Raw genomic sequence first — 11,567 nt, 5'->3', positions numbered from 1 at the left:
CGTGACGGGAGCCTGCGCGGACTCGCCTATGTTGAGGCGGAGGACGTTGGGGAAGCCCTTGGGGTTGCGGCCTCCGGCGCCGTAGCCGATGCGATGAACGCGCATGACGGGCGGCTGGCTGAAGGTTGGGGAGAGAGCGCGCAGGATAGCCGCGCCGGTGGGGGTGACGAGTTCCATCTGCGGGGCTGCGGGGTCGGTGTAGGTGGGAAGGCCGCGGAGCAGGTCTGCCGTGGCCGGGGCGGGGACGGGGAAGTGCCCGTGGGCGCATTCGATGGAGCCGCCGCCGAGATTGAGCGGAGAGCAGAACCACTGATCGACAGCGAGGGCGTGGATGCCCGCGGAGGCGGCCACGATGTCGACGATGGCGTCGATGGCGCCTACTTCGTGGAAGTGAATTTTTTCGACGTCTACGTTGTGGATCCTGGCTTCGGAGGCTCCGAGAAGCTCGAAGGCGCGGATTGCGGTCTGTTTCACTTCGTCGGCAAGGGTGCTCGATTGGATGATCTTGCGGATGGAGCTGAGGTGGCGTCCGTGATGGTGGGCTTTCTCTTCCGGCTTCTTTTCGTGCGTGTGCGGCTCGGCGTGAGTGTGCTCGTGCGAGTGGTCTTTGCCGTCCGCGTGGGTGTCATCGACCTTTTCGGCTAACTGGGTTCCATCGAAGACCAGGGCGCGGGTGGAGGAGATGCCGCTGCGGTCGGTCTTTTCGATCTTGAGGGAGGCTCCGAGATTGAGGGAGGCGATGGCGTCGTGGAGGACCTGGGGGGCGAGTCCGGCGTCGAGGAGAGCGCCGAGGAACATGTCTCCGCTGATGCCGGCAAAGCAGTCGAGATAGGCGATGCGCATGGCCTATTGTTTCATGCGCGAGCGGGGACAGCGTGCGGGGGTGCAGGGGATTGCAGAGACGTCGGGAGGCTGTTGAGGGGGACTGGAAATTTGTGTTGCGTGGTGGAGAGAAAGGTATACACTTCCGGCGGGCTCCCGAGCACATTCGAAACACCGGCTCCGCGTTTGGGCGTTATTGCCGTCGTAGAGTGCGCTCGATCGCTGGTGCCGGCAATGTTTTGCAGGCTAACTCGCTGTCCTTCACTGGGAGGGTACGTGTATGAATGCCAAAAAAATCATAGGGTTCTCGCTGGGAGTGTTGTGTTTGTCTGCAAGCGCGGGTGTCGTGCTGGCGCAGGATAGTGCGCCCGGAGTAAATGGGCCGCCGAAGGTGCTGGTGATTCAGCGCGAGTATCTGAAGCCGGGGAAGAGCGGCAATGTCCATGAGCGGTCGGAGGGCGCTTTTGTGCGTGCGATGAGTGCCGCCAAGTGGCCGACTCATTACATTGGGATGAACTCACTTTCGGGGCCGTCGCGAGCGTTGTTCTTTGTTCCTTATGCCTCGTTTGCAGCGTGGGAGAAGGACAACCAGGCAACCGAGCATAATGCCACGCTGTCGGGGGCGATGGACCGGGCTGAGCTTGCCGATGGTGATCTGTTGACCTCTTATGATTCGAGCGTGTGGACGTACAACGAAGAAGACAGCTTGAATGCGGAGGGTGGGCTGGCGGATCAGCACTATATGGAGCTCACTTCGTTCAAGGTGCGTCCCGGTCACAGGAAAGAGTGGGAGGACCTGGTGAAGATGGCCAAGAGCGGCTATGCGAAGGTTCCAAACATGCACTGGGCGACCTTTGAAAGTATGTACGGCGCCGACAATGGCGGCGTGTATCTGGTGGTGACTGCGATGAAGTCGCTGTCGGAGGTCGATGCAGAGGACGGGCAATCCAAGCAGTTTCTGGAGGCGATGGGCGAGAACGGGATGAAGAAGTTCGGCGAGCTGGAGGCTTCCTGTATAGAGAAGGTTCAGACGAATCTCTTCCAGTTCGCCCCGAAGATGAGCTATCCGCCGGAGGAGTGGGTGAAGGCCAATCCTGATTTCTGGAAGCCGAAGATGGCGGCTCCCATGAAGAAAGACGCTGCGAAACCTGAGCAGTAGAGGATGGTGTCGGCAATGCCCACCTGTTGCTTGCGGCGGTGGGCATCCTCATTAGCCGGATGAGGATGTCGAAGCGGGAGCGATGGCGGTGGCGGGAAGGATGTCGTTCATGCTGCCTGAGCGGTAGCCCTGGGTGTCGAGCGTGATGTAGAGGAAGCCGAGCGGGCGCAGGGCTGCGGTGATGCGGTCGAGGGTCTCTAACGAGAGGGCGCGGGCAAGCTCGGGACGCGCGATCTCGATGCGGGCCAGGTCGCCGTGGTGGCGGACGCGGACCTGCTGGAAGCCGAGGGCGTGGAGGGCCGCTTCGGCCTGCTCGACCTGGGAGAGATTTTCGTGGGTGACGGGGCGGCCATACTCGATGCGCGAGGCGAGACAGGCGGAGGCGGGTTTGTCCCATAGCTCCAGACCTGCTTCGTGGGCGAGCTGGCGGATCTCTGCCTTGGTGAGCTCGGCGGTGACGAGGGGAGCGACGGCATGGTGTTCGGCGGCGGCCTGCTGGCCGGGACGGAACTCGCCGCGGTCGTCGAGGTTCATGCCGTAGGCGATGTGGAGGAAGCCGCGGGACGCTCGCTCGGACTCCATGCGGGTGAAGAGCTCGTCCTTGCAGTGGAAGCAGCGGTTGCTGTCGTTACGCTGATAGTCGGGGTTCTCAAGCTCTTCGGTGTGCAGAATCTGGATGGGAATGTTGTGCTGGGCGGCGAAGTCGAGGGCGGCGGCCAGCTCGGCGCGGGGCAACGAGGCGGAGTCGGCGATGACGGCGAGCATGTGGTCGCCGAGGGCCTGGTGGGCGGCATAGGCGAGGTAGGCGGAGTCGGTTCCGCCGGAGTAGGCGACGAGAAGGCTGCCGAGGTCGCGGAGGGTGGATTGAAGATGAGCGGATTTTCGCGGCAGGTTCATTGAGGATGCCCTGATAGCTATTGTAGGAGAGATGCCGGCGGTGGGGGTGAGGCAGATGATAAGTCAGGTAACTTCTCTCTGAAGTTTGTAACGTGGAGCATTGGAAGTATGGCTGCTGGGAGAGTAAGCTGCGTGTACTGACTGACTATTTCCGGAGAGGGGATAGCAGAACGGGAGGGGGATTTCTTGAAGATTCGCAACCTGATTCTTGGTGCCATTGCATTTGTTGCGTTGGCGGGAGCTGTTGTTCCTGCAAATGCCGCGGTGCATCATCATCACCGTCGTCATCATCATCGCCATCACAGACGCTAGTATTTTTTTAGCGGTGGAAGAAGAGGCCCGGACACTATGTTCCGGGCCTTTTTTCGTGTCTGCAGAATGATTTAGACGGAAGCAGCCCAAACGGATGCGATTTATGCCCCCAAAGCTGCTAGAATCTATAAAATCCACTCCTCTGGAGAGGCAATGCAGGCAATACTGGCGCTGGAAGACGGGCGCATCTTTCGTGGTAAGAGTTTTGGCGCGCAGACGGAACGGTCTGGCGAGGTGGTCTTCAATACATCACTGACCGGTTATCAGGAGATCTTTACCGATCCTTCCTACGCGGGTCAGATTGTGGTTCTAACCAATCCGCATATTGGAAACTATGGGACGACACCGCACGATGCGGAGGCCACGCGGCCTTACATCGAAGGGCTGGTGACGCGTGAGTTTTCGCCGATCAGCTCGAACTGGCGTTCAACGCAGGTCGCCGACGAGTATCTGGAGCGCTATGGCGTGCCCGTGATCTCGGACATCGATACGCGTGCCGTGGTGCGGCATCTGCGGGCCCATGGCGTGATGCGCGGCGTGATTGCGAGCGGTGAGAATCTGGATGCGGATGCTCTGGTGGCGAAAGCGCGGTCGATCCGAAAGATGGATGGCACCGACCTTGCCAGCGTCGTGACCACCAAGACTGTCTACAAATGGGACGCCAGCGAGCCGAAGAACCAGACCGGCGATGCGCTGCTGACGCCTGCGGAGAACGCGGACGGCAGGCAGATGCATGTGGTGGCTTACGACTTCGGCATCAAGGAAAACATTCTGCGCATGCTGACGCGCGAGAACTGCAGCGTGACCGTGGTTCCGGCTACAACTTCGGCAGAAGAAGTGCTGGCGATGAACCCGGACGGTGTCTTCTTCTCGAATGGGCCGGGCGATCCGGAGCCGCTGGGGTATGCGGTCGAGAATGTGAAGAAGCTGCAGGGCAAGACACCGATCTTCGGAATCTGCCTGGGGCACCAGATCTTTGGGCTGGCGTTGGGCGGCAAGACCTACAAGCTGAAGTTTGGGCATCATGGCGGCAATCATCCGATCATGAACCACCAGACCGGCAAGGTCGAGATTACGGCGCAGAACCACAACTTCAACGTCGATCCGGATTCGCTTCCGGCGAACGTGGAGCGGACGCATACGAACCTGAACGACCAGACGCTGGCGGGATTGAAGCACAAGACCGATCCGATGTTCAGCGTGCAGTACCATCCCGAAGCAAGTCCCGGGCCGCACGATTCGCATTATCTCTTCCGAGATTTCCGGAAGATGATGGAAGAGTGGAAGAAATAGAAGCTCATGGCGCGGCTTTGGCCGCGCATTTTTTCGGCACATAGAAATCAGTGAGGAAGAGACAGAGATGCCACGCAGGAATGACATCGCGAAGATTCTGGTGATCGGCTCGGGGCCGATTGTGATTGGGCAGTCGGCGGAGTTCGACTACTCCGGCACGCAGGCTTGTAAGGCGCTGAAGGCCGAGGGCTATGAGGTGGTGCTGGTGAACTCGAACCCGGCATCCATCATGACGGACCCCGAAGTTGCCGATCGCACCTACATCGAGCCTTTGAATACGGCTTACCTTGAGGAGATTCTTCGCGTTGAAGCGGAGATGCTGACGGCTGGTTCGGGCAAGTTTGCCGTGCTGCCTACGGTAGGTGGACAGACGGCTCTGAACCTTGCTGTCGATCTCGCTGATTCGGGCGTGCTGGAGAAGCTGGGCATCGAGCTGATTGGCGCGAAGCTGGAGGCGATCAAGAAGGCCGAGGACCGTCTGCTGTTCAAGGACGCGATGACGAAGATCGGGCTGGACATGCCCCGGTCGGCGCTGATTAACAATATTCGCGATGGGTTGGAGTTTGCCACGAAGATCGGCTTTCCGGTCGTCATTCGGCCTTCGTTCACGCTGGGCGGTTCGGGCGGCGGCATCGCCTATAACCGCGAAGAGCTGATGGAGATTCTGTCGCGCGGGTTGGATCTTTCGCCGGTGCATGAGTGCCTGATTGAAGAGAGCGTGCTGGGGTGGAAGGAGTATGAGCTGGAGGTTGTCCGCGATCTGAACGACAACGTCATCATCATCTGCTCGATTGAAAACTTCGATCCGATGGGCGTACACACGGGCGACTCGATTACGGTGGCTCCAGCGCAGACGTTGACCGACCGCGAGTATCAGTCGATGCGTGACGCGGCGATTCGCGTGATCCGCGAGATTGGCGTCGAGACGGGCGGCAGCAACGTACAGTTCGCGGTGAATCCGCAGAATGGCCGCATGACGGTGATCGAGATGAATCCGCGGGTGTCGCGGTCGTCGGCGCTGGCTTCAAAGGCTACCGGGTTTCCGATTGCGAAGATTGCGGCGCGGCTGGCGGTGGGCTATACGCTCGACGAGATTCAGAACGATATTACGAAGGCGACCCCGGCCTGCTTTGAGCCGACGATTGATTATGTCGTCGTAAAGATTCCGAAGTGGCAGTTCGAGAAGTTTCCCGGCGCGGATGAAGGGCTGGGGCCGCAGATGAAGTCTGTCGGCGAGGTGATGGCGATTGGCCGCACCTTCAAGGAAGCGATGATGAAAGCGGTGCGGTCGCTGGAGACGGGCAAGAAGGCCACGGCGGACGACATTGAGCCGCGTCGGCTGACGCAGCGTTTGGTGACGCCGCATCCTGATCGGCTGGCTTACATTCGCTATGCGTTCGAGCGTGGCATGACCGTGCGCGAGGTTGCGCGCATGACTTCGATGGACCCGTGGTTCCTGCATCAGATCAAGCAGATTACAGATGAGATCAAGGCAATCGGCGGCGTGTCGATGGAGGATGTGACGGCGGAGCAACTACGCGAGGCCAAGCGGATGGGCATCTCGGACGAGAGGCTGGCTGCGAGTTGGGGCCTGAAGGGCGCGGAGGGAACTGCGGCGGTTCGTGCGCTGCGGAAGAAGCTGAATGTGCTGCCGGTCTACAAGATGGTGGACACGTGCGCCGGAGAGTTCGAGAGCTATACACCGTATCTGTATAGCTGCTACGACGAAGAGGATGAGGCGGCGCCGACGACGCGCAAGAAGATCCTGATTCTGGGCAGCGGACCGAACCGGATTGGGCAGGGAATCGAGTTCGATTATTGCTGCTGCCATGCGGCGTTTGCGCTGCGTGAGGACGGCTACGAGACCATCATGGTCAACTGCAATCCCGAGACGGTTTCGACCGACTACGACACCAGCGACCGGTTGTACTTTGAGCCGTTGACGCTGGAGGACGTGCTCGCGGTGTATGAGCATGAGGCCTCGTCGGGCGCGGAGATTGGGATGATCGTGCAGTTCGGCGGACAGACTCCGCTGAACCTGAGCCTGCCGCTGAAGAAGGCGGGAGTGCCGATTATTGGCACGTCGCCAGAGTCGATTGATCTGGCCGAAGACCGAAAACGGTTTGGAAAACTGATTGAAGAGTTGCAGATTCCGCAGCCCGAGGGCGCGATGGCGACCAGTGTGGCCGAGGCGGTTGCTGGCGCGAACCGTGTGGGCTATCCGGTGCTGGTACGGCCTTCGTATGTGCTGGGCGGACGAGCGATGGTAATTGCCTATGACGATGAGGCTGTCGTTCGGTACATGAGCACCGCGATTGAGTTCTCGCAGGAGCGTCCAGTGCTGATCGACCACTTTCTCGAGGATGCGACTGAGGTCGACGTCGATGCGCTGTGCGATGGCGACGATGTAGTGATTGCCGGGATCATGCAGCATATCGAGGAGGCCGGAATTCACTCCGGCGACTCGTCGTGTGTGTTGCCTTCCGTCGATCTGAGCGACGATGTGCTGGATACGATCCGCGAGTACACGCGGAAGCTGGCGATGGCGCTGCATGTGATGGGACTAGTGAATATTCAGTTTGCTATACAACGCGGCAAGGTGTTTGTGATCGAGGTGAATCCTCGGGCTTCGCGAACTGTGCCGTATGTCTCGAAGGCGACCGGAGTCCCACTGGCGAAGATCGCTTCGCGCCTGATGGTCGGTCGCAAGCTGAAGGAGTTGCTGCCGGATGCGGTTGCGAGCGGCAAGGACCTCGGAACCGGATCGCATTACTTTGTGAAGTCGCCAGTATTTCCGTGGGGTAAGTTCCCCGGAGTGGACACCATACTTGGGCCGGAGATGAAGTCTACCGGCGAGGTGATGGGCGTGGCCGACAACTTCGGCGAGGCATTTGCCAAGGCGCAGATCGCTGCCGGACAGGTGCTTCCATTGCAGGGAACGATCTTCCTGAGCGTGAATGACCATGATAAAGACGGCGTGGTTTCGCTGGCGCGAGAGTTTGTCGAGATGGGCTTCCATCTGGTGGCAACGCATGGAACGGCAGCGGTGCTGGAGAAGGCTGGATTGCAGCCGGAGCGGGTCTACAAGGTGAAGGAAGGGCGTCCTAACGTCGTCGATCTGATCAAGGGCGACCGCATTCAGTTGATCATCAATACGCCGCGCGGGCAGGACACGTTCTTTGACGAGCAGGCGATTCGACGGGCGGCTGTGCTGGCGCGGATTCCGACGATTACAACGCTGGCGGCGGCACGCGCGGCGGCTGAGGGCATTTCGGCGTTGCAACAGGGAACCCTGAGCGTGGTTGCGTTGCAGACGCTGCATGCGAACCGGATCGAGGCGGCTGTTTAGCGCCTGCCTGAGTCTCATGGCTCGGCGTATGATTTTTCTGTTGTCTAAAAAGGAGAATTGTTGATGCGTATTGGAATGTTGACCGGTGGTGGGGATTGTCCTGGGCTGAACGCTGTGATTCGCGCGGCAGTGCGCAAGGGAATCCAGCATCATGGCGATGAGTTTATCGGCTTTATGGAAGGCTGGCGCGGGGTCATCGACGATGTGACGATGCCGCTGACCCTGGAGACGACCTCCGGGATTTTGCAGAAGGGCGGAACGATTCTGCGGTCTTCGCGCACCAATGTGAAGAAGATCGAGGGCGGATTCGAAAAGTGTGTTGAGACGATCAAACGGAACAAGCTGGATGCGCTGATTGCGCTTGGCGGCGACGATACGCAGTCGATCAGCCTTGCGCTGAGCGAGCGCGGTGTAAAGTGCGTCGGCGTGCCGAAGACGATTGACAATGATTTGAGCGGGACCGACGCTTGCTTTGGTTTCGATACCGCCGTGATGATTGCTACGGAAGCTGTGGACCGTCTGCACTCGACCGCCGAGTCGCACAATCGCGTGCTGGTGTGCGAAGTCATGGGACGCGATGCCGGCTGGATCGCGATTACCTCCGGCATTGCTGGCGGCGCCGATGTGGTTCTGGTGCCTGAGGTGCCGATTGATATTGAAGAGACCTGCCGCCTGATCAAGTATCGCCGCGAACATGGTAAGAAGTTCTCGATCGTGGTTGTGGCCGAGGGCGCAAAGTTCCCGGCGGGCGCGGTCGCGACGCATGACGAGTCGTTGGACTCATTTGGCCATCCGCGTTTGAGCGGCATTGGGCAGACGCTGGCTGAGGAGATCGAGAAGCGCACCGGCTACGAGACGCGCAGCGTGAACCTGGGGCACACGCAGCGGGGCGGCACACCGACGGCCTATGACCGTATGCTGGCGACGCGATATGGCGTGGCCGCGATTGATCTGATCCATGCGGGCAAGTTCGGCCGCCTGGTGGTGCTGCGCGGAACGCAGATTACGGACATTCCGATTGCCGATGCGATCGCCAAGACCCGGACGGTTGGACAGGATCTGTTGGATGTCCTGAAGAGCTTGCAGCCGTTGAAAGATGCTGTTTAGGTATTGGCCAGCAAAATAAAGGAGAGCCCCAGCGGATTTGCTGGGGCTCTCCTGTTTAGGAGGTTGCGTGGCGCTGGGTCGTTATCGGTTAGTTGGTTAACAGTCTTGAATTTCGGTTGTGCCGGGAAGTAGAAAGCGGTACAAAGGGTGTGCCGGGGGGAGTTGGGTTTTATCCGGTTTGTTTCGGGTGTTCGGAGGGTTTCTCTGATGGCTGCTTTGGCGCAGGTTGCTACTCGCGAGGTGATGGATATCCGGCAGGCGTCGGAGTATCTGGGCATCAGTGGAGATACGCTGTACCGCTACGCGTCGGAGGGTTTTATTCCGGCCTTCAAGCTGGGAAACCGTTGGCGGTTCAAGAAAAGCCTGCTGGATGCGTGGATGGATGAGAAGTCAGGCGTCAAGGCGGCGGCTCCCGTAACCGTAATGCCGAAGCAGAAAAAGCCAGCAGGCCGAGCCCGATAGGTCTCCTTATCCCCTTGTATGTCTGTGGGCGAGTATGGCTTTTGTGGCGATACTATCCTTACCAGGATGAATAAGACGATTCCCAATTTGCGATGTGTTCTTGCGATGGTTGTCATTACTCTGCTGGCGGCTTCTGCGGGTGCGCAAAGCTCGCCCGCGAAGATGACGCTTCATTTCGACCCGGCGGCGACGAAGATCGACTGGACGCTGAAGGACATTCTGCACACTGTTCATGGGACGTTCCAGCTGAAGAGGGGCGTGCTCGTGTTCGACGAAGATGCAGGGACTGCGGACGGAGAGATTATTGTCGAAACGGCGTCTGCCGAGAGTGGCAACCATCTTCGCGACGAGCGCATGAAGAAAGATGTTCTCGAGAGCACGAAGTATCCCGAAGCGATCTTTCATCCCGAAAAGGTTACGGGCGTCGTTCATGACGGGCAGACGCAGACGGTAACGGTCGAAGGCACTTTTACGATTCATGGGGCCGATCATCCGCTGTTTCTGCAGGTGCGGACCTCGTTGAGCGATGGCAAACTGAACGCGACGACGAGCTTTGTTGTGCCCTACGTTGCGTGGGGAATGAAAGACCCGAGCACGCTGATGCTGCGCGTAGGCAAAGACGTGCAGGTCAAGGTGGAAGCGCGGGCGACCGTACAGTGACATGGCAGGTTATTGAGGCCGTGAGGGATGCTCTGGGCAGGTTGCAACGCTCTGTCGCGCGGGTGTACTGTTGCTACGCTTAGGCGCGGGGCTACTCGAAGCGATTCTCTGCGCCTGCGTCTGTGAAGACTACCCATCTCAGAAGGAGCAACATGCCATGTCCACGATGACCGCCGCAGCAGGCAGCAAAGTCGCACCGGGAAGCTATGGATTTCCCGTCTCCTTCCGCAAGCAATACGGGAACTATATCGGGGGCGAGTGGGTCGCGCCTGCCTCGGGCGCTTACTTTGAAAATGTCACGCCGGTGACCGGCGAAGTTCTGTGCGAGATTCCGCGCTCGAATGCGGACGACGTCAACCGTGCGCTCGATGCTGCTCACGGAGCGAAGGCGGCGTGGGGACGAACCTCTCCGGCGCAGCGCGGCCATATTCTCGAACAGATCGCGCAGCGCATGGAAGATAACCTGGAGATGCTGGCTACGGTCGAGACCTGGGACAACGGCAAGCCGATTCGCGAGACCATGGCCGCCGATATGCCACTGAGCATCGACCACTTCCGCTACTTTGGCGGCTGCATCCGCGCGCAGGAGGGCGGGATTTCGGAGATCGATGCCGACACCGTCGCGTATCACTATCACGAGCCGCTGGGCGTAGTCGGACTGATCATTCCGTGGAATTTTCCTATTCTGATGGCGACGTGGAAGCTGGCTCCGGCGCTGGCCGCGGGCAACTGCGTCGTCCTGAAACCGGCGGAGCAGACACCGCTGTCGATACTCGTCTTGCTGGAGCTGATCGGCGACCTTCTGCCTCCGGGCGTGCTGAATGTGGTGAATGGATTCGGATTGGAAGCGGGCAAACCGCTGGCCTCGAGCACGCGCGTCAACAAGGTGGCCTTCACCGGTGAGACCACTACCGGCCGTCTGATCATGCAGTATGCCTCGCAGAATATTATTCCGGTGACGCTCGAGCTTGGCGGCAAAAGTCCGAACATCTTCTTCGAAGACGCGATGCGTGAGGACGACGCGTTCTTCGACAAGGCATTGGAAGGCTTCACCATGTTTGCGCTGAATCAGGGCGAGGTCTGTACCTGTCCTTCGCGGGCGCTGGTGCAGGAGTCGATCTACGATCGCTTCATGGAGAGGGCGCTGGCGCGGGTGAAGGCGATCAAGCGTGGCAATCCGCTGGATCGCGACACGATGATCGGAGCGCAGGCCTCGACCGAGCAGATGGAGAAGATTCTTTCCTATCTCGATATCGGCAAGCAGGAGGGCGCGAAGGTGCTGACCGGAGGCAAGCGTGCCGAAAATGGCGGCGATCTCGCCAACGGCTTCTACATCGAGCCGACCGTGTTCGAGGGCAACAACAAGATGCGCATCTTCCAGGAAGAGATCTTCGGACCGGTGGTCTCGGTGACGAAGTTCAAGGACGACGAAGAGGCGTTGGCGATCGCCAACGACACACTCTATGGGCTGGGCGCCGGCATCTGGACGCGCGACATGAACCGCGC

At 59.6% G+C, this 11,567-nt stretch carries 10 protein-coding genes; 8 read left to right on the top strand and 2 right to left on the bottom strand.

The features are described from left to right. Positions 1-843: LarC family nickel insertion protein (locus tag VMU57_RS08290; protein WP_325382333.1), on the bottom strand; the 843-nt coding region annotated here is incomplete at its 3' end. A 259-nt stretch (positions 844-1,102) separates the two neighbouring features. On the opposite strand from VMU57_RS08290, the gene VMU57_RS08285 reads away from it, so the two are divergent. Then, entirely contained in the window at positions 1,103-1,981 is an 879-nt protein-coding gene (locus VMU57_RS08285) for a hypothetical protein (RefSeq protein WP_325382331.1), read from the top strand. A 51-nt stretch (positions 1,982-2,032) separates the two neighbouring features. Here the strand turns inward: VMU57_RS08285 and larE are convergent, their stop codons facing one another. Next, positions 2,033-2,878, bottom strand: a complete 846-nt coding sequence (gene larE, locus VMU57_RS08280) for an ATP-dependent sacrificial sulfur transferase LarE (protein WP_325382329.1) — start codon at positions 2,876-2,878, stop codon at positions 2,033-2,035. Positions 2,879-3,064: 186 nt separating this feature from the next. Between larE and VMU57_RS08275 the strand changes: the two genes are divergently transcribed. The 7 genes from VMU57_RS08275 to adh form a co-directional block, all read left to right on the top strand. After that, on the top strand, positions 3,065-3,190 hold the full coding sequence (locus VMU57_RS08275; protein WP_325382327.1) for a hypothetical protein: 126 nt from the start codon (positions 3,065-3,067) through the stop codon (positions 3,188-3,190). 153 nt (positions 3,191-3,343) lie between these two features. After that, complete coding sequence (carA, locus tag VMU57_RS08270; protein WP_325382325.1) at positions 3,344-4,483, top strand: glutamine-hydrolyzing carbamoyl-phosphate synthase small subunit; 1,140 nt, start codon at positions 3,344-3,346, stop codon at positions 4,481-4,483. 67 nt (positions 4,484-4,550) lie between these two features. Further along, positions 4,551-7,832 carry a carbamoyl-phosphate synthase large subunit gene (gene carB, locus VMU57_RS08265; RefSeq protein ID WP_325382323.1) on the top strand — a complete coding sequence of 1,094 codons (3,282 nt, stop codon included), beginning with the start codon at positions 4,551-4,553 and terminating at the stop codon, positions 7,830-7,832. 63 nt (positions 7,833-7,895) lie between these two features. Beyond that, complete coding sequence (locus tag VMU57_RS08260) at positions 7,896-8,939, top strand: 6-phosphofructokinase (protein ID WP_325382321.1); 1,044 nt, start codon at positions 7,896-7,898, stop codon at positions 8,937-8,939. Between the two features lie 207 nt (positions 8,940-9,146). Next, positions 9,147-9,401: a helix-turn-helix domain-containing protein gene (locus VMU57_RS08255; RefSeq protein ID WP_325382319.1), complete on the top strand. Its 255-nt coding sequence runs from the start codon at positions 9,147-9,149 to the stop codon at positions 9,399-9,401. Positions 9,402-9,467: 66 nt separating this feature from the next. Next, positions 9,468-10,061 carry a YceI family protein gene (locus tag VMU57_RS08250; RefSeq protein ID WP_325382317.1) on the top strand — a complete coding sequence of 198 codons (594 nt, stop codon included), beginning with the start codon at positions 9,468-9,470 and terminating at the stop codon, positions 10,059-10,061. Positions 10,062-10,227: 166 nt separating this feature from the next. Continuing rightward, a partial coding sequence (adh, locus tag VMU57_RS08245) for an aldehyde dehydrogenase (RefSeq protein ID WP_349255564.1) occupies positions 10,228-11,567 on the top strand: 1,340 nt, incomplete at its 3' end.

The sequence above is a fragment of the Edaphobacter sp. genome, from assembly GCF_035532915.1.
Lineage (GTDB): Bacteria > Acidobacteriota > Terriglobia > Terriglobales > Acidobacteriaceae > Edaphobacter.
Note: the sequence above shows the minus strand (reverse complement) of the source record. Positions and strands in the feature narration are given on the sequence as shown.

What these genes read in the sequence shown, in the direction of transcription:
- VMU57_RS08285 (WP_325382331.1), top strand. Translation starts at nt 1,103, where the DNA reads ATGAATGCCAAAAAAATCATAGGGTTCTCGCTGGGAGTGTTGTGTTTG.
- larE (WP_325382329.1), bottom strand. Translation starts at nt 2,878, where the DNA reads ATGAACCTGCCGCGAAAATCCGCTCATCTTCAATCCACCCTCCGCGAC.
- carA (WP_325382325.1), top strand. Translation starts at nt 3,344, where the DNA reads ATGCAGGCAATACTGGCGCTGGAAGACGGGCGCATCTTTCGTGGTAAG.
- carB (WP_325382323.1), top strand. Translation starts at nt 4,551, where the DNA reads ATGCCACGCAGGAATGACATCGCGAAGATTCTGGTGATCGGCTCGGGG.
- VMU57_RS08260 (WP_325382321.1), top strand. Translation starts at nt 7,896, where the DNA reads ATGCGTATTGGAATGTTGACCGGTGGTGGGGATTGTCCTGGGCTGAAC.
- VMU57_RS08255 (WP_325382319.1), top strand. Translation starts at nt 9,147, where the DNA reads ATGGCTGCTTTGGCGCAGGTTGCTACTCGCGAGGTGATGGATATCCGG.
- VMU57_RS08250 (WP_325382317.1), top strand. Translation starts at nt 9,468, where the DNA reads ATGAATAAGACGATTCCCAATTTGCGATGTGTTCTTGCGATGGTTGTC.